This is a genomic window from Psychrobacter sp. Ps4 (assembly GCF_022129285.1).
Lineage (GTDB): Bacteria > Pseudomonadota > Gammaproteobacteria > Pseudomonadales > Moraxellaceae > Psychrobacter > Psychrobacter immobilis_A.
Genome location: NZ_JADQAK010000004.1, coordinates 29,830 through 52,480, shown reverse-complemented (window position 1 = coordinate 52,480; position 22,651 = coordinate 29,830). Strand labels below are relative to the sequence as shown.

General features: G+C 42.8%; 16 protein-coding genes. 8 read left to right on the top strand and 8 right to left on the bottom strand.

Translation table 11 applies throughout. The features are described from left to right. Positions 1 to 41 precede the first annotated feature (41 nt). The 3 genes from I3252_RS03675 to ychF form a co-directional block, all read right to left on the bottom strand. On the bottom strand, positions 42 to 1,451 hold the full coding sequence (locus I3252_RS03675; protein ID WP_238034257.1) for a deoxyguanosinetriphosphate triphosphohydrolase: 1,410 nt from the start codon (positions 1,449 to 1,451) through the stop codon (positions 42 to 44). An 80-nt stretch (positions 1,452 to 1,531) separates the two neighbouring features. After that, the gene (locus I3252_RS03670; RefSeq protein WP_238034256.1) at positions 1,532 to 2,032 is read right to left on the bottom strand and encodes a hypothetical protein; all 501 of its coding nucleotides are present in this window, start codon (positions 2,030 to 2,032) and stop codon (positions 1,532 to 1,534) included. Positions 2,033 to 2,217: 185 nt separating this feature from the next. After that, entirely contained in the window at positions 2,218 to 3,309 is a 1,092-nt protein-coding gene (ychF, locus tag I3252_RS03665) for a redox-regulated ATPase YchF (RefSeq protein ID WP_238034255.1), read from the bottom strand. Between the two features lie 378 nt (positions 3,310 to 3,687). On the opposite strand from ychF, the gene I3252_RS03660 reads away from it, so the two are divergent. Both I3252_RS03660 and I3252_RS03655 read left to right on the top strand, forming a co-directional pair. Continuing rightward, positions 3,688 to 5,880, top strand: a complete 2,193-nt coding sequence (locus tag I3252_RS03660) for an ATP-dependent helicase (RefSeq protein WP_238034254.1) — start codon at positions 3,688 to 3,690, stop codon at positions 5,878 to 5,880. A gap of 44 nt (positions 5,881 to 5,924) precedes the next feature. After that, a complete protein-coding gene (locus I3252_RS03655) occupies positions 5,925 to 6,881 on the top strand; it encodes a WG repeat-containing protein (protein ID WP_193009362.1) in 957 nt (318 codons plus the stop codon). Positions 6,882 to 7,102: 221 nt separating this feature from the next. Here the strand turns inward: I3252_RS03655 and I3252_RS03650 are convergent, their stop codons facing one another. After that, positions 7,103 to 11,740: an AAA domain-containing protein gene (locus tag I3252_RS03650; protein WP_238034253.1), complete on the bottom strand. Its 4,638-nt coding sequence runs from the start codon at positions 11,738 to 11,740 to the stop codon at positions 7,103 to 7,105. A 391-nt stretch (positions 11,741 to 12,131) separates the two neighbouring features. On the opposite strand from I3252_RS03650, the gene I3252_RS03645 reads away from it, so the two are divergent. Beyond that, a complete protein-coding gene (locus I3252_RS03645) occupies positions 12,132 to 13,379 on the top strand; it encodes an FAD-binding oxidoreductase (protein WP_109590201.1) in 1,248 nt (415 codons plus the stop codon). 59 nt (positions 13,380 to 13,438) lie between these two features. Then, positions 13,439 to 13,777 (top strand): RidA family protein, encoded by a 339-nt coding sequence (locus I3252_RS03640; RefSeq protein ID WP_045452271.1) that lies wholly within the window; start codon positions 13,439 to 13,441, stop codon positions 13,775 to 13,777. Positions 13,778 to 14,393: 616 nt separating this feature from the next. Here I3252_RS03640 and I3252_RS03635 read toward each other — a convergent pair. Next, the gene (locus I3252_RS03635; RefSeq protein WP_226950200.1) at positions 14,394 to 15,206 is read right to left on the bottom strand and encodes an enoyl-CoA hydratase; all 813 of its coding nucleotides are present in this window, start codon (positions 15,204 to 15,206) and stop codon (positions 14,394 to 14,396) included. Positions 15,207 to 15,397: 191 nt separating this feature from the next. Beyond that, on the bottom strand, positions 15,398 to 15,898 hold the full coding sequence (locus tag I3252_RS03630) for a lactoylglutathione lyase family protein (RefSeq protein ID WP_193009360.1): 501 nt from the start codon (positions 15,896 to 15,898) through the stop codon (positions 15,398 to 15,400). Between the two features lie 107 nt (positions 15,899 to 16,005). Here I3252_RS03630 and I3252_RS03625 point away from each other — a divergent pair, with 107 nt between their 5' ends. Together I3252_RS03625 and I3252_RS03620 are read left to right on the top strand one after the other, a co-directional pair. Beyond that, a complete protein-coding gene (locus tag I3252_RS03625; RefSeq protein ID WP_193009359.1) occupies positions 16,006 to 16,875 on the top strand; it encodes a LysR family transcriptional regulator in 870 nt (289 codons plus the stop codon). Positions 16,876 to 17,063: 188 nt separating this feature from the next. After that, positions 17,064 to 17,960 (top strand): tetratricopeptide repeat protein, encoded by an 897-nt coding sequence (locus I3252_RS03620; protein ID WP_193009358.1) that lies wholly within the window; start codon positions 17,064 to 17,066, stop codon positions 17,958 to 17,960. A 39-nt stretch (positions 17,961 to 17,999) separates the two neighbouring features. Here I3252_RS03620 and I3252_RS03615 read toward each other — a convergent pair whose 3' ends face one another. Both I3252_RS03615 and I3252_RS03610 read right to left on the bottom strand, forming a co-directional pair. After that, entirely contained in the window at positions 18,000 to 19,136 is a 1,137-nt protein-coding gene (locus tag I3252_RS03615) for a glycerate kinase (protein WP_193009357.1), read from the bottom strand. A gap of 20 nt (positions 19,137 to 19,156) precedes the next feature. Then, positions 19,157 to 20,515, bottom strand: coding sequence for a GntP family permease (locus I3252_RS03610; protein ID WP_193009356.1), 1,359 nt, complete (start codon positions 20,513 to 20,515; stop codon positions 19,157 to 19,159). Positions 20,516 to 20,741: 226 nt separating this feature from the next. On the opposite strand from I3252_RS03610, the gene cobT reads away from it, so the two are divergent. After that, entirely contained in the window at positions 20,742 to 21,794 is a 1,053-nt protein-coding gene (cobT, locus tag I3252_RS03605; protein ID WP_193009355.1) for a nicotinate-nucleotide--dimethylbenzimidazole phosphoribosyltransferase, read from the top strand. Beyond that, a complete protein-coding gene (gene cobS, locus I3252_RS03600) occupies positions 21,794 to 22,642 on the top strand; it encodes an adenosylcobinamide-GDP ribazoletransferase (RefSeq protein WP_193009354.1) in 849 nt (282 codons plus the stop codon). Before cobT ends, cobS begins: the two co-directional genes overlap by 1 nt. The last annotated feature ends 9 nt before the right edge of the window (positions 22,643 to 22,651 follow it).

The window sequence follows — 22,651 nt, the reverse complement described above, 5'->3', positions numbered from 1 at the left end:
ATACGCAACTTGTGTTAATTTACTAGACCTGCACGGGTCTTTTAAACCATCGTACCCCAATGGCCTTGTAACTCTTGTGCCAATCGATACGCCTCATGATCATTCATCCCAGTGATAAAGTCCAATATATTTAAGATATTGTGATAGACATTATCTGATAATATCCGCCGATGCTCATCAAGATGTGGCTGTAACAACATGAGTAGGCGCTGCTGCTCAAAGGAGATAGGGGTAGCTTTTGCGTTTGTCCAAGCCAGTGGTATAAAGGCGTCTAATAATCGGTGCAAGCATTGATTGGCCATCAATTCCATACGTACTTTGCTTGGGTGATTGAATATTTTCTCACGTGCCAATTGCTTGGCCTGCAAGATGCCATTTTGCACATTTGCATCACAATGGGTAAATAGACTGCCTTGTAGTGTACCAGCCAGCAATGCATCACTGTTGGCAACAAAAGCATCGGTCACGGTATTGACCAAGCGCATCATCGCACGGGCTCGCAATGACGCTAAGCTCTGCCTGACAGACATGTGTACGGGCAGATTGATACTGTTAGGGCGCTCACCAATCAGCTCATAAAATATGGCGGCAACCTCACTATAGGTCAGCATATTGAGATTGATACCATCTTCTAAATCGATCAAGGCATAGCAAATATCGTCTGCCGCTTCTAGTAAATAAGCCAGCGGATGACGCGCAAAACCGTCGTGTTGCTCTGAGCGCGGCAAATTTAAGCAAGCTGCCAGCTCTTCTAATTGTGCTGACTCACTATAAAAGCAGCCAAATTTTTGTACATTTTGATGGTGGTGTTTATCATTGACATCGTTGCTGTGAGAGGCAAGCCACGGATACTTCATAAAAGCGCCTAGCGTTGCACAAGTGAGACGCATACCACCTTTATCAGGGTGGTGCTCATTACGCGCCAACAGTCGAAACCCTTGTGCATTACCTTCGTAGGCCAGCAAGTCCAAGCGCTCGTTGCTAATTAACTTTTGTAATATCGCTTGAGGGTCAGGCTGCCTAAACCAATCTCGAATGGCGTATTCTCCTGCATGACCAAAAGGCGGGTTGCCAATATCGTGAGCGAGGCAGGCGGCTTGTACAATGACACCGACATCGGCTGGCGATACGCCTGCTGGTAGACCGCTGGCCAATTTATCATGGAGCTTTTCTGCTGCCATCATTGCTAAAGAGCGTCCAATAGAGGAGACCTCAAGCGAATGAGTCAGACGTGTATGGATACCGAGCTGATTGGTTAATGGATGGACTTGGGTTTTTTGATTCAACTGCCGAAAGGAGTGCGAAAATACCAGTCTGTCGTAGTCTTTGTGAAACTGAGAGCGAGTACTCGTATTGGCGTTAAACTTTTTGGCACCACCAAGACGCTGCGAGTTGAGGAGATGAGACCATTGCGTAGTAGGAAACGGCAAAGAGGTTGGAGTAGTTAGCATATTGAAACATCCGAAACCAAGGGAGCCTCTAGCATAGCAAAATAGCGCCTTTGGTACAGATATATAGTCAGAGAACTACATTAAGATTTCTGGCAGTTGAAAAGCACTTCTTCCTCTTCGGTAGCCACATTACTGCCCAATGTTTTATTTCGCAACGTTGCTTTGTCACCATTTACTTGCCATATGATGCCATGGGTGTTATCCAATCCGATATCACTAGTATAGATGGTTTTTTCAGTACTGGCGTCGCTATCAGAGGTAGCGGTCAAATCGTATTCGATACCATCGATCAGTAGGTGCACTGTCTGTGGTGTAGTATCATCATGGTAGGACACGCCGATAGTAGCAGTAGGCTCACAAGAGAATGGTGTGCTGTTGCCGGCATGTTCTGCATGATCGTGGCCTGCGTGCGCGCTTTCTTCGTGGCTATGACTTTCATGATTGTGTCCTTCATGACCTTGTTCCATAGCTTCGTGCTCTTCATGAGCATGTTCAGCGTGATCGTCTACGGGTGTTACTTCTTCGGATACTACAGTATCACTTTCTGCATTAGGCTGACAGCCCAATAGAGAGCCTGTCATGATACTTCCTACAAGCGCAACACTGGCAAATCTAGAAAAAGAGAAATAGTCAGTCACAGTATAAGTCCTCAAATAATAAAGTAAAGATATGTTATAATATAACAATATTAAGATAAAATAAAGCCGATGATGGAGAGTTTCCAACATCGGCTTATTAACTATCAGACAGGATGTACTGCTTAAAACTACACGTTAAATCTAAAGTGCATGATATCGCCATCTTGTACGATATAGGTTTTGCCTTCTAAACGTGATTTGCCAGCGGCAGCTGCGCCTTTTTCACCGTTGTATTCGATAAAGTCGTCATACGCAATGACTTCAGCACGAATGAAACCGCGCTCAAAATCGGTATGAATCACGCCAGCAGCTTGCGGAGCCGTTGCGCCAACTGCAACCGTCCAAGCACGCACTTCTTTAACACCAGCAGTAAAGTAAGTCTGCATATCTAGCAAGTCATAACCACCGCGAATCACTTGATCAAGACCGGCCTCGAGCATATCCATCTCAGCTAGGAAGTCTTTTTTGTCGTCTTCATCAAGCTGAGCGATTTCAGATTCGATTTGGTTGCATAGAGCGATAACGATAGAATCTTCGCCAGTCGCATAGTTGCGTACTGCATCAAGGTAAGGGTTGTTTTCAAAGCCATCTTCACTGACGTTGGCAATATACATGGTTGGTTTTAGGGTGATTAAACCATAACTTCTGATGAGCTTTTTCTCATCAGCATCTAGGTTCGCTGCGCGTGCCGCTTTACCTTCTGCTAATAAAGGCTCAACTTTTTTGAAGATATCAAGCAATGCTTGCGCGTCTTTGTCGCCACCTTTAGCCTTCTTGGTTTGGTTGTGGATGGCACGCTCAACGGCTTCTAAATCTGCCAATGCCAATTCAGTATTAATGGTTTCGATATCATCAATAGGGCTGACGCGACCATCAACGTGGACGACGTTGTCATCATCAAAACAGCGTACGACGTGCGCAATCGCATCAGTCTCACGAATGTTGGCTAGGAACTGGTTGCCCATGCCTTCGCCTTTTGATGCGCCTGCGACTAGACCTGCGATATCCACAAACTCCATCGTCGTTGGCAATACGCGTTCAGGATTAACGATATCAGCCAGTTTCTTTAGGCGTGGGTCAGGTACTGGTACGATACCCGTGTTGGGATCTTTGGTGCAAAATGGAAAGTTTTCAGCGGCGATACCCGCTTTGGTCAACGCATTAAACAAAGTGGATTTACCCACGTTTGGTAGGCCGACGATGCCGCAATTAAAACCCATAACATTCTCTCAATATAATAATAAAATCAGTTGGTATAAAGATTGGTTAAATGATAAATCAAAATTGGGCATATTGTAGCAAATTTACCTGAATAGGGGTGAGGTTGTTGTATTGTATACTGAGATTTTGAGTTTGGTCATTACTGGCAATTTTGCTGTTTTATCGATTATGGTAAGCTGTGCTATAAAACGATAGTTTGGCTTGTAGGCGTATGACAGGTAAGCGCCTACGACTCGCTACACTGTACGAGCAGTCCTCATTATGAACACTAAATGTATGAATGTGCTAATTGACGACACGCCCTAGGTATAAATGATAAATGCGCCGTATCGATAAAGGCTGCTAAAATAAAATAAAATGAAAGGCAAAATCCTATAATGACTACCACGATTTTTGACACGCGCAGCTATAACTATCCCCAGAATTTCATGGAAATTAAGCCTAAGCTGGCACGACTTGAGCAGGCGATTAAAAAGCTAGAGGCAAATTTAATCGATGCTAATAATGCTGCAAATATTGAGCTGTTAAATGAAAGGCTGAATGGTGAATTAGGATTAAAAGTAGACTACGCTCGTGAATTAAATCCTGACCAATTATTAGCAGCCACAACTATCGACGGCAAGGTGCTAGTCATTGCTGGTGCAGGCTCTGGCAAGACCAAAACGCTCACGTACCGTACCAGTTATTTGTTAGAGAACGGGGTCACGCCCAAAAGCATCTTGCTACTGACCTTTACGCGTAAAGCCGCCAATGAAATCAAAAGCCGCGCCACAACTTTACTTGCGAATACCTTATTTGATAAACAGTCTGATGAAGACTTGGTAAAGGATAAGCTGCCAACGGATAAACGGCTCAACGGTATTACCAGTGGTACTTTTCACTCATTCTGCAACATGCTGCTGCGTCAGTATTCAGGTTTATTGGGCATCAATCCGCGATTTACGATTTTAGACACGGGCGATAGCGAAGATGCCATCGACTTAATTCACAAAGAAAAAAAGTATCCCGCGCAAAATAAGAGCCAAGCATTCCCGCGCAAAAAGACACTGCAAAATATTATTTCTAGCTCTCGGAATAGACGTATTCATATCCGTGATTTAATCGAAAGCAGTTATCCTGATATCGCCGTGCATATTCCTATTATCGAACAATTGGCGGTCGATTTTCATGAGTATAAGCGTGCCAATCATCTCTACGATTTTGACGATATTATCAGTCAGGTCGTGCGCCATTTGAAGACGAATGATACCTTTCGCCAAATGCTACAAAACCAATATCGCTACATCATGGTTGATGAATATCAAGACACCAACATTCCGCAAAAGCAGCTGATAGATTTGATTGGTGCATCTGAGTCGGTCTCGCTGATGGTAGTCGGTGATGACAATCAAAGTATTTATGCTTTCCGCGGTGCCAATTACGAAAACATTCTGTTATTCGGTGAGACCTATCCCGATGCCAAGCTGATTAAGCTCGAGCAAAACTATCGCAGTACGCCTGCTGTTTTGGATTATATCAATGCTCTGTCAGCGCAGATCACGCTAGGCTATCAAAAAAAATTGTACTCTGGCGCATCAATAATTGGGCAAAAACCAGTATTTAGCCGTTTAAGTGACGAGACAAAAGAAGCCAAGTATATCGCCGAAAAAATCATCGAGCTAAAGTCGGATTATGATTACAATGATTTTGCGGTACTGTGCCGCACGTCGTTTCAATCTAACTATGTGCAACTAGAGTTTATGGAGCGTCATATTCCATTCATTGTGGTGGGCGGTATTAAGTTTATTGAAAGGCGACATATCAAAGACGTTTTGGCTTTTGTTAAAGTACTCTACAACCCGAATGATACGATTGCTTGGCACCGTATTTTGACCTTGTTCCAAGGCGTGGGGACGGTCACCGCGACGCGTTTGACCCAAGCGATTAATGCCGATGACAACTCCTTTGAGCCACTACTCACGCCAAAGTTTGCTAAAAAAAGTGCACAGCTTGAGCCTTTATATAATACGCTGACTAAGGCAAATCAGGCTGAATCCGTCGAGACAGTCATCGAGCATGTTTTAGCGTTTTATGTTCCCATCCTAAAAACGATTGAGGAAAATTGGCGAGAGCGCAACGAGGACTTTCGTGTGCTCAAAAATTTGGCAATAGAACACAGTAGCCTTGATAACTTCTTAGAAAATTTGGCACTCGATCCGCCTAATGATTCGGTCGCAGCCATGGATAAACCAGAGGATAATGACACAGATAAAGTGACTATTTCGACCATTCACAGTGCCAAAGGGCTGGAGTGGCCAGTGGTGTTTGTTAACTCATTGGTCGATGGTATCACGCCGCACTATCGCTCTTTGGATGATTTTGAGGAGCTAGAAGAAGAACGAAAATTATTCTACGTTGCTTGTAGTCGCGCCAAGAGCAGACTGTATCTAACGGCACCTGATTACTTTGCCAGTTATTCAGGGTATTTTGACAAGCCATCGCGGTTTATCGCTGAGCTGTCTGCTGATGAGGTGACGGTAGAAACTTCTAAACAAGTGAGAGAAGAGAGTGATGATCCAGTGTGGTGGTAGTGTTTTATCGAATTCACAGTAATAATATTTCGAGGTATTAGGTTTTGTATAAGCAAATAGCTAAAGCTTTATTAGTCCCAATTATTGCTTCAATAAGTAGTTTTCCTGCTTTAGCTGTTGAGGACTGTATGCCGCCGACGAGTCACTATAGAAATATTCAATGTACTGATAATAAGCATCTATTTGTTGCTTATGATGACGATTATCGTCCACAAGCGTTACTCAATATAAAAGGTAAAGTAACAGCTAGTCTCAAAGATTTTGATAAAGTTGAGGCGTGGTTGTACAGCGATGGATTTTTTCCTGTTTTAAAAAACGATCAAGTCGGCTATATCAACGAACAAGGTAAACTGGTCGTACCTACTATTTACGACAACTTAATAGATCCTAATAATAAATATAATGAGGTTTGGGCAAACCCTGTTTATCAAGGTAAAATTGTCGTTGTAAAAGATGGTGCATATGGTGTCATCGATACTAACAATAAAGTTATTCTCAGTTTTGAAAATAACTACGCCATGATGGATTTTTTTAGCAATGACAGGGCTCCTGTTTATGACTTTAATACGGAGTTATGGGGTCTTATAGACACTAACGGTAAAGAAGTTGTTGCCCCGCAATACGACGGTCTGGATGGTCATTTGGGTGGACACTATGGTTTTCATGAAGGTCTGCTCGGTGTAATTAAAGATGATAAATGGGGGTTTGTTACCAAGACGGGAGCTGTTGCTGTCCCTTTCATTTATGATGAAATAAGACCTTTTAGTGAGCAGCTCGCTGGCGTGCGTAAAGGTAATCGTTGGGGCTTCATAGATGGTGCCAATAGAACTGTCATTCCTTTCAAGTTCTCGGACGATAAAGTACAGAGGATGAGCGTTACTTCTTTTGGTGCAACGTATTTCAATTTTAATAATGGTACAGCGCAGATAGAAGAGAAAAGTGATGGTACGTCTGTCTGCATTAACAAGCTAGGTAAAATAGTGGCTTGTAGTGAATGGTGATTCTTTAAGTTTAAGTATAGTCAAGTTCATATAAATCAGCTACATCGTCAGCCTCGATAACCATACTAATGTATAGCTTGCACTCGGCTTCCTCGTATCGGAATTATTTAAATTCAAATATAGTTAAGAACAGAAAAATCCGTGCTTTGATAAAAGACGGATTTTTCTTAAGATAATTATGATAGTCGCTATGAACTGAGTATCTAGCAGGCTATAAATGTCTAGGTCTCAGCTTCAATATCGAGTATGGGTTCTTCAACCGTAGTGACGACTCTAGACTCAACGTATGAGCTGCGATAGGAAGTGTCTCTAGTTATTGGATAAATCTCTAAACCTTCCAATTCTAATAATAAATCTTGAATGACTTCATCTTTACGGGTGACAAAAGTGGAGGCAAAGCAGCGCCAAAATTTCCAGCCAGCACGCTCAAGAATACGCTGACGCTGCATGTCGCTGTCCCATTTATCAGGTCCATGATATCTGTCACCATCACACTCGATAGCTAGGCTATTATCATTTTCACCTTCTACTACCATATCGATTCGGTATGCACCTGCTTTCACCTGTGGGGTGACTCGATAACCTCTCTCTACAAGAATATCAAAGACTTCCTGTTCAAAGGGTGACTCACATTTATCACGCAAGTCAGCTACTTGCTCTTCGTCTTGCATAAATGGCGCTTGAAAGTGTTTGATGAGTTCAGCGCGATAATGGTCAGCTTGGCTTAGTTCATCCAGTTCAATACTGCGTACCAAATACATTCTATCGCGCGCTCTTGAAGCAGCGACATTCATCCGCTGTGCGAAGGTATCTCTCGTTTGTGCATGGGCCGCTCCGGGTACCACTACCAATGACAAAAACATGATATCGCGCTCTTTACCTTGAAAGGTTCTAGCATCACCGCAAGCGATATCAAAAGTAGTCATGAGAGCCTCATCCAGTTCTTTGTTGAGTGCTTCCATAATGCTATGCGCTTGCTTATTACCTAGCAATGAAACCACACCGATACTTTTACCTTTATAAGCTGGGTCAGAAACGATTGTTTTGATTTCATCGACGATAAATCTCACTTCTGAAGGATTGATATCCGAGTAATTAATTCGATAGCCATCAGTAACGTATACGTCAATTAATGGAGGGTCCAAGCGTTCTGAAGGTTTGGCTTTGCGTAGTGGTATGAGCTCATGATTGTAAAACTCACGTTTTGAGAACTCAATAATAGGCGAAACACTACGAAAGTGCTCTTTTAGCATCACACTGCTATCTGCAAAAACGACTTTAAATAAATCATAGATTGAACGGTCAGGCGACATCTGTGAGCGATAAACAGGGACTTGATTGCTCAGATACTGTGCCATCAGATTGCGAATTTTTTCGATATCGAGACCTACGCCTTCTGGTGACACTTGCTTATCGTCACCAACGATTAACACTTTCTTGGCTCTCATGATGGCTGGCAATGCTGTTAAATCAGATTGAGAGGCTTCATCGATGATAACTAAGTCAAAACTGCCGAATTCTGCTGGCAAGGACTCAGAAATACGATAATGCGGCATAATCCAACACGGAATAGCAGCACTTGCTCCCGCAGAAGCTTCGCGCGCTTCACGGCGATAATAATGCGCGCCTTTGCCTGTTCCCTTACCGATACGCATAATGGCAGAGCGGTATTTTTCTAAAGAGGCTCTCACGTTTGGCGTCGCATTTTCTGCAACTTTTAGCCATGCTCTTTTAGTGATGGCTTCTTGATAGAGTCTGACTAAGTTTACTTCTAAATTGCCACGAGTTTTGGCCAGTTGCACCAATTCCTTGCGACCATCGATGCTGTCTATAAAGCTAGTCAATCTAGCAATTCGCCAAATCTGCTGCCAGTTATCTGATGCCAAGGTGTCTTGAGAATTATTATGAGGTTCATAACGCAATTTCTTTGCCCAAAGCGGTGCACCGTTATCTTCAATGAGTTGGGTAACGTCAGCGACTGTCTGTAAGTCTGTTGCAAGATTATTTACTCGTTGCAGCTCATTAAGCAGTTCTTGATAGTCTGCTTGTAATTCATCATCAGATAAACTCGGGTCACCAATATTTTGAGTGACAAAAGCCGTCATTTTTTCACTGATAGTGCCTTTGCAGTCAGCAAGGTTATTGAGTGAGGTCTCTTTTAACGTGAGACTTTCAGCCAGATTATGTCTCTTTAAATGTTGTTTAAGAACACTTTCAATCTCAGTCAAAATATCTTTGTTATAAGGTGCTGTAGAGATAACACCCCAATCTATAAATATAGTGCTTAACGCCTGCTTGATACTGTGCTGCAAGTTGTGACTAGCAACGATTTCATCGTATAGATGAACGGCTGAATGTAACGCAGACAGATTATTGGGCGATACTTCAAATATCGGTAAGGACAGCTCATTTGATAAAGCATTCCAGCGAAGGATAAGCGCTTGAGATTTTTTTCTAAACGTTATAAAGCTGGATATATACTGCCAGTCTGCCGTACTTGATGGCGCTGACGAGACTATTGTAATAGACTCAAGGCTTTTCTTCTCAGCAGATTTACCAAAAATGCCAGCGAGACCAAATGGCTTTTTGCCTTCAGATAAGTTTTTAACCGCGTCAACGAGCTCTGGATTTTTATCAAAATCATCAGTCATCGCAATAGGTTTGGTTAAATAAATCGTTCTCTCATCAAAAATGGCTTTGATTTCATCGTTTAGTATAGTGAGGTGGCCGATGATGTCTTGCTTAGTTTTATTAGCTAAATGCTGCTGAATATCCGTCGTCCAATTCTGGCCAGCCGTTACAATCTTTTGTAGCAGGTCAGTCAAACGAGATGTACTGGCAGTGATTTCCTGAGCAATATTTATCGTACTAGTACTGTCATTTATTAAGCTTGGTAGTTCTCCTTGCTGCTCAGCTGTTTGCGACTCATTGAGATAGCTCAAATCCTTATGAAGTTGCTTGATAGCGTTGGTAGGCGGCATGTCTGCAACCGCAGGAATTTTTTTATTAAGATAACCCAAATCATTGCGGAGATTTACTCTTGCATCTTTTAGCGCTGTGATATCAGCATGAGTAAATCGAGGTTTAAAGGTCTCTTCGATACCCAACTTATCGGGAAAGCTTTCGGTAAGCTGTCTGTTTTGAGCAACCTCAGTCGCAGCATCTATGGGCTTGATCGTTTCATTGTCGATAGTGATATCATCAAGGTTTAACCGTGCCCAAGCCGTAATTTTATGATCAGTGCTGGCTAACTGTGCATGGATGGTATCAATTTGAGTGTCAAACATGACAATGTCTTTTTTGTAGGCCTCGCGATTGATACTAGACACTTCGCTCGATATTTTTTTGATGGTATGTTCAAACTGCTTTAACCCTTCGTTTTCACTGGTCAGTAGGCTAACGGCGAGAGGGCGAATAGATTCAGGCAGTTGTCCTTGCAGTACTTTTAGAGCAGGGTCTTTCATCGACGTGACCAGTACCCGCTTGCCAAGTGCTAAGTAATGACAAATGACATTGGCAATAGTATGGGTTTTGCCTGTACCGGGTGGGCCTTGAACGACGACTCCATCGTGGACATCCAACTGCTGTATGATTTGTACTTGTTCATCGTTGAATGCTTTGGGGAAGTATAGCTCGGCTGGCGTACCGATATAGCTATCGCTGCCACTCACCATAGACAAACCACGATAAGCAGGCAGTATATATTCTTTGTTTTCTGTAGCAGGCTCTGTCAGCATTGCCTTAAGGGCGCTCGGCAAATCGATATCAGTGACCGATTCTAGCTGAATGGATAAGTTGTTTAAGTCTTGCAAAAAAATATTGTTACTTCTAGGACGCGCCATAATGACCCATGTGTTAGTAACAATCAGGTTGTTTTGCGCTTTAGGGATTTTTCGATCATCTGCAATAGTATGATCTGGCTGATAAGCGCCAGAGGAGTCAAGCAAAGTGACGGCTGATTTTAGTATAGGCTCATAGCTACTTGGCAAAAAAGGACTTAATGACACATCTTCTGAATCATAAAAGTCTTTGCTGTTTTTTAATAGTTTGGCCAAACCTTGATTTTCTTCTATAGAAAACGGTTCCGTTTCAAGCGTGGGAGCAGATAAGGTAGGCTTGATAAGTAATGCCATCGTTTTTTGATCTAAGGTAATTTCAACAGATTGTGTCAATAGGGGGTACTTTATCTGCTTGCTATTTTTCTCGTCGTCCGTGCTTTTTCGTAGGGCAACCCCTACACCCCATACCAGCTCTAGCTGCGCATCGGCGAGATTGCCCTGAAGCTGTTGATTCAGCATGAATAGGCTAGAATACAAAGCAATGCTTTGGCGAACGAGTTTCTCTTGCTCTAGCCAAGGTTGCCAAATGCTTTTGAGGTAATCGTTAAATTCATCTTGTAGAGATGCTCTGTCAGGAAAGTCTTTTAAGTAAACCTCTGCCTGTAATGGCTCATCTACTTCTAACGATTCATTTTTATGATTATTTTCAACTTCAAACGGAGTGAATACCTCTGTAGCGCCCGAGGACAAAAGACCATCATCGATGAATGATTGCACAGATGTTTTTTCTTTTAATGAAGGCTGCTCGCTAAACTTAGCTGGAAACTTTAACCAATGTGCTAACAGTGCGCTGTTGGGTTTAGGTGCTGAGTTTTCACGCAATCGCTCTAAACGAAGCCAAACGTCCTCTGAGGTATCGTCGGTGATGTTAAGGTTGATACCCGGCAAGCTTAATAATTGCTCCTCAGTACAAGTGAAATCACTGTGTTTAGCAAAATCTTGAGTAGGCGCTTTTTTCATCAAAGCACACTGCTTGATGAACTCAATTTGAGAGGCCAGTCTTTGTGCGTAAATACTCATTTGTTAAACCTTCTAAATCATCAAAATATTAGCCCTGACCTCACTGGCACATCATAAATACTGTTTATCAAATTTTATAATTAAAATGCTTAGGCGGCTGATCATTTCTAAATTGAAAAAAGACCAAACTATAGCACAGAAATTGATAGCACTAAGTCGCATCTAGTATTTTTAAAAATGATGGCTAATCATTACTATTTTATCAACCAAACTCTCATTATTCCTATCAAAAATACTTTCTTTAAAACCCTATAACCAAAAGTATTTAATAGCAAAAATATTTATGAGATTGGGGTTTAATATTCAGCTCAATGCGTTACTATTACCACCTTATTCCGTTAGACCCTCATATTTGATACTTTGTATTAACACCATAAGAAAAGGATAGGTTATGCGCTATGAAGTGATCGTTATCGGTGCAGGTATGGTTGGCACGTCAGTCGCGTGGCATTTACAAAAAAATAATTCAAAAGTACTGATGTTAGACAAGAAGTTGCCAGGGTCAGAGACCTCGTATGGCAATGCAGGATTGATTCAGCGCGAAGCCATTCATACCCATCCTTTTCCTCGTCAACTGACTGAGATGATCCGAGTATTGCCGAACCAAGGTACTGATATTCGCTATCGTATCCCAGCAATTTTGCGTTACCATCAAGCGCTGCTACAGTACTGGAAATACTCTACGCCCGCTTCGGTCAAAAAAATAGAATCAGAATGGCAGACACTGATCGCGCATTGTACCAGTGAGCATCAGACAATGATTTCAGCATCTGGTGCTGACGAACTAATCACTCGTGACGGCTGGTTGCAATTGCATCGTTCTGAAGAGACGTTTAAAGAAGCACAAGCATCAGCCATTGATGCGCGCAATCAAGGCGTTGAGCATAACGTACTAAACCTTGAAGCGCTAAAAGCCATGGAGCCTAGCGCTAATTTTGAAGGTTTCGTTGGTGCGATTCATTGGAAAAACTCTTGGCAAGTATCGAACCCAAGCTCGCTAGTAAAAGCCTATGCGAAAAACTTCCAAGAGATGGGCGGTACAATTAAAGAGAGCGATGTAAAAGAAATCGTACAAGACGGTGAAGGTTGGAAAATCATTACTGATAATGACACTTATTATAGTGACAAATTGGTCATCGCAGCAGGTCCATGGTCGAACGATTTGATCAAGCCACTTGGCTATAATCTGCCATTGTTCCCAATGCGTGGCTATCATCAGCATTTCAAAGTAACAGAAAAAAATACCATCAATCACAGTATGTTTGATATGGACAAAGGCTTTGTGATGGGCCCAATGCAGCAGGGTATCCGTATCACGACCGGTGCTGAGATGACCACGATGGATGCACCAAAGAACTTTGGTCAATTAAAAACGGTTCTGAAGCTGGCTCGCAAAATCTTACCATTAGAAGATGCGGTTGAGAGCGAAGCATGGGCAGGATCGCGTCCTTGTATGCCTGATATGAAGCCAGTTATTGGTCCTGCAGACAAGCATGAAAAACTATGGTTTGCCTTTGGTCACAGTCATCAAGGCTTTACTTTAGGGCCTATGACAGGGCGTCTGGTTGAAGAGATGATTCATGACAAGCCATTATTAGTAGATGTTGCGCCATTCAGTGCCCAGCGTTTTTCTAATTAACAGCGTATTTGCCAGATTTAGCACAGACTTAAATTAATAAATTGAAGGTATATAACATGATAAAGAAGCTGCATAGCAATCAACGTATGAGCAAAACTGTAATTCATAACCAGACTATCTATTTATGTGGTCAGGTAGGTAATGCAGAAGACGATATCAAAGCGCAAACATTGACTTGTTTGGAAAAAATCCAAACGTTGTTAGAAGAAGTGGGTAGTGATAAATCAAAACTACTATCAGTAACGGTTTGGATCAAAGATATGGCAGACTTTGCTGCTATGAATGAAGTCTATGACAATTTTTTTGAAGGCATTCAGCCACCAGCACGTGCTTGTGGCGAGTCAGCCCTAGCACGCCCTGAGCTATTGGTTGAGATGATAGCTATCGCTGCTGAGTAATAGATTGCCCGTAGTATCCGTATTAAATAAAAAAGGCCATGATAGCGATATCATGGCCTTTTTTATCGTCTTATGATTTGGTTGTGAATCTATTTTTATAAATTACCAAAGCGAACTAGACTATATTTATTCAACTTATGTCTTATAAAATTATGAATTTTTTGTGTTACCTGTTATTATACGCCAGCAACAGTTCTGAGATAATAAACAGTCTCTCAAAACCATCATTTTTTTAGCATTAATGGCTAAGCGAACTGCTGGTAGTTATATTTTCGATGTCTTTTTAAATTAATAATAGTTTGTTTCTTATTGAACATTTTGAGGAAATTCACGTGGAATTCATAGGCGTTATTTTACTTGTCATCGCAAGCATCATGTGCATTATTTATAGTATTAAGTTAATTATTATAGCCTTCCAAGAGTCGGTACTGTGGGGGCTGTTATATCTATTTCTTCCATTTGCCAATTTATACTTTATTATCACTCGCTGGGCAGAGTGCAGTTCACCATTTTTGAGATCACTCATAGCCGTTGCATTTATGATTGTGGGCGCTTTGATGGCTTCATAATAATAGCAACGTCATCTTTCTTTAGTCAGAGTATTTTCGTCAAACCGTTAGCATCCTTTCCATACCGCTTGGCGCTTCTCAATAAAAGCGTCAATACCTTCACTCACATCGTCTGCCATCATATTACAAGTCATTACTTCACTGGCATAGTCGTAAGCATCTTCGACGCTCATATTCAATTGCTTATAAAACATATCTTTGCCAGTTCTTACCGCTACTGGAGATTTGGCGGTGATAGCTGTGATTAAAGACTGCAAAACTTGCTCTAATTGTCCCGCTGGCGCTACTCGATTAATCAATCCATATTGCAAGGCAGTATGTGCATCGATAAACTCACCAGTAATGAGCATCTCAAACGCTTGCTTACGAGGTAGGTTGCGACTGACAGCAACGGCAGGCGTGGAGCAGAACAGTCCAACGTTTATCCCTGAAGTGGCAAATTTGGCTTCATTAGAGGCAACGACTAAATCACAGGCGGCGACCAGTTGGCACCCTGCTGCTGTCGCGATACCTTGCACTTTTGCAATCACGACTTGTGGCATACGGTTAATAGTGAGCATCATGTGACTGCATTGTTGGAATAGGGCGCGCTGAAAGGCTTCATCTGAATGTGCGCGCATCTCTTTTAGATTGTGACCAGCACAAAACGCTTTACCATTTGCTGCAATGACGACTACACGGATATTGTCATCTTGCGCGATATTATCCAGTTCCACTTGTAGCGCAGAGAGTAGCTCAACGGATAAGGCATTGAATTGCTTTGGTCGGTTTAAGGTGAGAGTGACCACGCCACTTTTTCTATCGTCTTTTCTAATAACGAGAAAGTCGTCCATGTCTAAGGCAACGTCAGAGTTTGTCATTTATCATCCTTGATAATGGGTTGTTTCGTTTGGTAGATGCTATGTATAGCTACCTAAATAGTAGCATGGCTTACCTCTTATATAATAGGTTGCTCATGTAGAAAGCAGACAAATAAAAATAGCGATCTCATATTCTGAGGTCGCTATTTGTTTATCAGTCAGATACACGCCAAGGCTGTATTAAGCTGTATTTAGTATGCGCCTTCGCTATAAATAAGCTCGTAGCTGTGGCTGTATATCTCGACGATATTGCCAAACGGGTCTTCCATATAGATCATGCGGTAAGGTTTTTTACCAGGGTAATAATAGCGTGGTTTTTCCATACGCTTTTTACCGCCTGCTGCAACGATGCGCTCAGCCAACTCTTCAACATTTGGATCTTGAACACAGAAGTGAAAGATACCTGTTTTCCAATATTCAAAGTTATTTTCAGGGTTTTCTTGATTTTTAAATTCAAAAATCTCAACACCGATACGGTCACCAGTAGATAGGTGAGCAATACGGAAGCTGCCCCAACCTGAACCGAATACTTCAGTACACATCTCACCAATCGGGCTATTATCTTCAACAATCTCTGTTGGCTCCATGATGGTGTACCAACCCATTACTTCAGTATAAAATTTTACGGCGGCTTCTAGGTCGGGAACTGAAAGGCCGATGTGCGAAAAACTCCTTGGATAAACGTTGTTCATAGCTTTTGCTCCTGTTAGTTGTACTCTTATTTAACATGAGGCCAGTATACAAACATACGATTATTATGTAAAATTATCAAATATTATATAAATAATTATGTATCGTAATGATAAATATCACATGGTTGCGCACTTTTTGTGCGCTTGCCGAGTTCGGGCACTTTACTCGTACGGCTGAACGCTTACACATGACCCAATCTGGCGTGAGTCAGCACATACGCAAGCTAGAAGATCAGTTGGATACAGACTTACTGATTCGTCAAGGAAAGCAGTTTTCACTGACCAATGCAGGTGAGCAGCTCTGTAAAGAAGCAGGCGAGATATTGCAGCGCTTATCACATCTGGAGCAGCGCATCGGTGAAGATCCTCCTTATGAAGGATTGGTGCGTTTGATGTCGCCTGGTAGTGTGGGACTCAAGCTATATCCGCAGCTTTTGACATTACAGCAGCAGTATCCAAAACTAGTGATTGATTACCGTTTTGCACCCAATTCTGATATAGAGAAGGCACTGGCAAGTCATGAGATTGACATTGGTTTTATGACGGATGTCTCAGATGAGGAGACAGTCAGTTGTAAGTCTATGGCTCAAGAAGCGCTAATATTAGTGACACCTGCAACTACGGTAGAGCCGAGCTGGGAGCATCTCACCGAGCTTGGCTTTATTGATCATCCAGATGGTGCCCATCATGCAGGTATGCTGCTAAGCGCTAATTATCCTGAATTCCAGCACATCAATGATTTTGAGAAAAAAGGCTTTTCTAATCAGATAGGATTAATCTTAGAGCCAGTGAGTAGGGGTATAGGCTTTACCGTGCTACCTGCACATGCAGTGGCTGCTTATCCAAAGCCTGAGCTCATTAAAAGCCATCATCTGCCTGTTGCCGTTAGCGAGACGCTATATCTTGCGGTAAGACGACGGCATGCACTCTCTAATAGACTGCATACTGTCATTGATGAAGTAACGAAATGGTTATAGCATTAATGCATGAATAATTAGCCTTACATTTTGTTTGTCATACAGTTTGGCTAGCAACAGTATCTATATATGAACGTGAAACACGCCATAATTTATTTAGATGTATTTTCGATTTATGCTACATCTATGGACTAATAATGAATATACAGCTATTAAAAAAGACATACTTTAATATTGTAATGACTTATATGATAGCTGGACTACCAATACCTGCTATTGCCGAAGATTCAGTGTTGATAAGTGATTTGGCTACTATTGAGTCGCTAGCACGGCAAGGAAATGCTATTGCTCAGTATAATTTGGGTGTTATGTATGCAGCAGGTTCAGATGTCGAGCAAGATAATGTCAAAGCTTTTGAGTGGTTGAATAAATCTGCCAGTCAAGGATTAGCTGAAGCGCAATATAATATCGGTGTTATGTACGATCAAGGTATAGCTGTACCACAAAGTCATGAAAAAGCCTTTACCTACTATAGCCATTCTGCTAAACAAGGCTATAGCAGAGCCCAATATAATCTTGGTAATCTTTACTCTAAAGGTGAAGGTGTCGTTCAAAACGATATCAGCGCCCTTGAACATTGGCAACAGGCAGCTGAGCAAAATAACAAGTTAGCACAGTTTAATTTAGGCATTGCTTATGCCGATGCGAAAGGTGTCCCTAAAGATAATATAACAGCGTTTAAATGGTACAAAAAATCTGCTGAACAAGGCGTTGCTGGTGCTCAATTTAATTTAGGTGTTCTGTATCAGCAGGGTCAAGGGGTTTCTAAAAATAACGTAAAAGCGGCTGAATGGTTCGAAAAAGCAGCTAAGCAAGGCATGGCAGAAGCTCAGTTTAACCTTGGTTTTATGTATTATAAAGGGGAGGGTGTAAAATTAGACTATAGCAAAGCAGCGCATTGGTTTGAAAGCTATAATCAGCTAGGATATCAAGACGTGCAAAACGAATTAGCAAAAATTTATATTCTAAGTGATGGTGTCTATGGCGATAGAGTAGGTGGGTTAGCAGGGTTAAAGCGTATCTGTGACACTGGCATCCAGAAATATTGTGATATGTATACAGAATGGAGCCAAAAAACAGATTAAATGGTTTGGCTCTGTTCTGCTTTGAAATGATAAAAACATCTATCTCATATTAATACCTAAGCGCATAGCAGCAGCAATATTTACAGCCGTGGTTTCAATATTGTCATAAGCCTGACTCAGTACGTTTTCGATGGTATCTACTTTTTGAATACTGGGCATGATGACCTCGAACTGGCTAGTTTGCGCAGGTTTGAGTCCGTCAACACTACCACAAATAGCAATGACTGGCGTATGGCTGGCTTTGGCAAGCTGACTGATGCCACCTGCCACTTTACCCATGGCTGTTTGCGCATCGAGCTTACCTTCGCCAGTGATAACGAGATCAGCCTCTGCGATATGCTGCGATAAATGAGCCACCTCAGCAACTGTGTCAAAGCCTGATTTTAGCTGAGCTTGAAAGAACGTCATCATCGCGTAGCCAAGACCGCCAGCTGCTCCAGCGCCTTCGACATGTTGGCAGTCCTCATAACCGTGATGACCACACATGGTGGCAAAGTGACTAAGTGCTTTATCTAAGGCTTTGACTTGCTCTGGACAAGCGCCTTTTTGTGGACCAAATACTGCGCTCGCACCAAAAAGACCACATAAAGGATTGGTCACATCACAAGCGACTTCAAATACTGTGTCTAATACCTTTACATGAAGATTTATATTATCAAGCCTATGTAGGCTGGCAAGTGCGCCACCACCATGAGTGAGTAGAGTGCCATCGATATCGTGAAATGTGATGCCTAATGCCATTAGCATGCCAAGACCTGCATCATTGGTTGCGCTACCACCTAGACCAATCACGATACGTTTAGCCCCTTCTTCTAACGCATCAGCAATCAGCTCGCCGACACCGTAACTGCTAGCAATGACAGGATTGCGTTCATCGCTTGTCAGTAGATGTAATCCGCACGCTTGAGCAACTTCGATGACAGCCGTAGCGTCGGGCAATAACAAATACTTTGCCGTTATCGGTCTCATCAGTGGATCATTGACCACCACTTCTTTCCAGCGTCCACCCAATACATAAGACAGTACCGCAGACGTGCCTTCGCCGCCATCAGCCATCGGCAGTAGCTTATAATCAGCCTCTGGAAACACTTGGCTGAAGCCAGATTGAATGGCGCGGCAAACATCCAGTGCGTCTAAGCTTTCTTTAAATGAGTCGGGAGCAATTAAAATTTTCATGAATGTCTCTTTGAATCTCTTTAAATAAATACCAAGGTTAATAGCCAGATAAAGACGATGCTGGTCACGCCTTGAATACCCGTTGCCATAGAATGGGCTTTGTAAGCCTGCGCCACACTCATACGACTAAACTGACTGACAATCCAAAAAAAGCTGTCATTGGCGTGCGAGATAGTCATGGCACCTGCACCAATGGCCATCACACAAAATACGCGACCAAGCTCACTGTCGAGACCAATTTGATCCAATAACGGCGCGATCATCGCAGAGGTGGTGACCAAGGCGACTGTGGTCGAACCTTGTGCCGTTTTTAATGCAGCAGAGACAATGAATGGCATAAAAATACCAAGCCCTAACGCAGATAACGTTGTGCCCAAATAGTCACCAATAGGTGTTACTTTTAGCATGGCACCAAATGCACCACCTGCGCCAGTAATCAATAGGATAGGCGCTGCCACAACCAAACCTTGAGAGATGCTGTCGCTAATTTGCTGCGTTTTTTGTTCAGTGTTAATTAGCAAGAAAGACAAGAATAAACCAATCAGTAATGCCGTGAGTGGATTGCCGATAAACACTAAAATATCTGTCAACGTGCCACTGCCAAATGGTGCACTTGGGAAGTTCGCAACAGACGATAAGCAAATCAATACGATAGGGACAATGATAGGCAAAAACGCCATTGTTGCGGATGGCATGCTGCTATAGTCGTCGCGTGACTTCATATTTTCAGGCAAAGTCGCTGCTGGCGCGTCCAGTGCGTCGATATTGTCGGGAGCGACATTCAAGAAGCGATTAGACCACCACCAGCCAGCCAGTACAGCAACCGCTGTCACCACCACACCGACCATGATGACCAAACCTAAATTCGACTCTAGTCCTAAGTTACCTGCTGCGGCAATTGGACCTGGGGTTGGCGGTACAAAGGTATGAGTTGCGTATAAGCCTGTCGCTAAGGCTATGCTCATCGCCACACTGGATACATGTAAACGCTCGGCCAATGTTTCTTTCAATGAGTTTAAAATAATATAGCCAGAGTCACAGAATACTGGTACTGAAACTACAGCACCAACGATAGACATGGTCAAAGTAGGGAAGCGGGGCCCCAAAACTTTGATGACCGTTTCTGCCATTACAATGGCGGCACCTGTTTTTTCAAGGATTAGCCCGATGATAGTACCGAAGACAATAACCAGACCGATGTAACCTAAAATACCGCCAAAGCCATCCGAGATGGTTTTAGCAACAGTATTAAGCGGCACTTGGTAAAATAGCGCTACTAAAAAGGCTGATAATATCAATACTAAAAAAGGATGCCACTTTAACTTTGCTGTGGCAAAAATAATAAAAAGAATGGTCAGCACAAGCCAAAATACGATCATTACTGTCTCTACATGTAGGGTTGATAGCGATAATTGTGGATGCTGTTATTTAGCTATTATTTCATTAATAGCAGCATCAATAGGTATATGGATTTTTAAAGGGGCATATTCTATAGTAAATCCAAGCTGCTAGGGAATCTATTCGGCTCATATTTGATTTTATTCATGGTAAAGCTTAGATACTCTGCTAGTATGTGCTTTTTGCTTCACACGTACCATTATCAGGATGCCTACCTTGACCATATTTACCGCGCCTACTATAGCCAATATAGAAAATGATGAATTACGTCTGCAGCTACAGCAGATTATAGACCTAAAAACCAAGCCGCTGGGCGCGCTTGGGCGAATAGAGGCACTCGCTGTGCAGTTGGGCATGATTCAAGGAACGATCACACCGCATATTGAGCAAGCGCAAATACGAGTGTTTGCGGCAGACCATGGTTTAACTAAGCATGGTACATCAGCGTTTCCTAGTGCTGTCACTGCGCAAATGGTTCATAACTTTTTGCAAGGCGGTGCCGCCATCAACGTACTGGCACGCCAGCATAATATTGAGTTAAAGGTTGTTGATGCTGGGGTGGATGCCGACTTTGCTCCTCATCCAAAATTGCTGGATTACAAGGTTCGTCATGGTAGTCGTGATGCGTTAACAGAGCCTGCAATGACAGAAACAGAGTGTTTAATAGCGCTAGAAAACGGCATGAAAGTCGTCAAGAATCTAGCGGGTAATCTGTTGATTGTTGGGGAGATGGGTATTGGTAATACTTCGGCGGCGAGTCTCTTGCTGGCGAGATTGGGCAATTTTCCCATTGCTGATTGTATTGGTCGCGGCACAGGGCTTGACGATGCAGGATTAGAGCATAAGACGGATATTTTGACGCAAGTATTAGAGCGTCATCAACAGGCACAAGCACCGTTTGATGTACTCGCTGCATTGGGCGGGCTTGAAATTGCCATGATGGCGGGTGCGCTGATTCAAGCTGCTAGTGAACGGCGTATTCTCCTGATTGACGGTTTTATTGCCAGTAGCGCATTATTGGTGGCTGAACGCCTAGCGCCTGGTGTTGCTCAATACGCGGTCTTTGCTCATCACTCTGTTGAGCCGGGGCACGCGCATTTATTGAAATCACTAAATGCTGAGCCTTTACTTAATATGGGCATGCGCTTAGGCGAGGGTAGCGGGGCTGCGCTCGCGTATCCATTGTTGCAATCCGCTTGCGCCATTATCAATGAGATGGCAAGCTTTAGTGACGCCGGTATCAGTGAGCAAACCAACTGATGTCACAATCATCAAATCAGCCATCCTCGCCTAGACGAACCCTTGCTCAATTGATAAAGCATGAATGGATATTGTTACTGGTCGCCGTTCAATTTTTAACGAGATTATCAGTACCACCATTTAAGCATTATGATCCGCAATGGTTGCATCAGAGCAGTCGCCATTTTCCCGCAGTCGGTTTACTGGTTGGCTTACTCTGTGCTGGCGTGTTTTGGCTGGGCAGTCTGTTATTTACGCCCCTAGTTGCTGCAGTGCTGAGCACAGCTTTTGGAATTAAGCTCACTGGCGCTTTTCATGAAGATGGTCTTGCGGATAGCTGTGACGGTCTCGGCGGTGGTCTGACTCGCGAGCGCACACTGACTATTATGAAAGACTCGCGCCTAGGTACTTATGGTGTATTAGGTTTGGTGTCTGCGCTATTACTCAAAATTAGCTTACTTGCCTCGATGCCGATATCAATGGCTGTCATCGCGCTTATCCTAGGACATACCGCATCGCGTTTACTTTGCATTAGCCTGCTGTCTTTACTGCCTTATGGTGGAGAGATAGAACACGCAAAAGCCAAACCGATGGCGCAGCAGTTGACGCCAATACAAGGGCTATATAGCAGTGGCTGGCTAATATTGGCTATTATTTTAGTCGCACTTATATTCCCCAATACGATGCAGCAGATTGGGCTTGCTCAATGGTTGTTAGCCATGATATTGGCGCTGATAGCCACTGATTACATGCGACGTTTATTACGCAGGCGCTTGGATGGTTACACGGGCGATGGGCTCGGCGCGACGCAGCAGCTTAGTGAAATTGCTATTTATATCGGACTGGCTGCTTCTATACCCTTTATTTAAATCAAATCG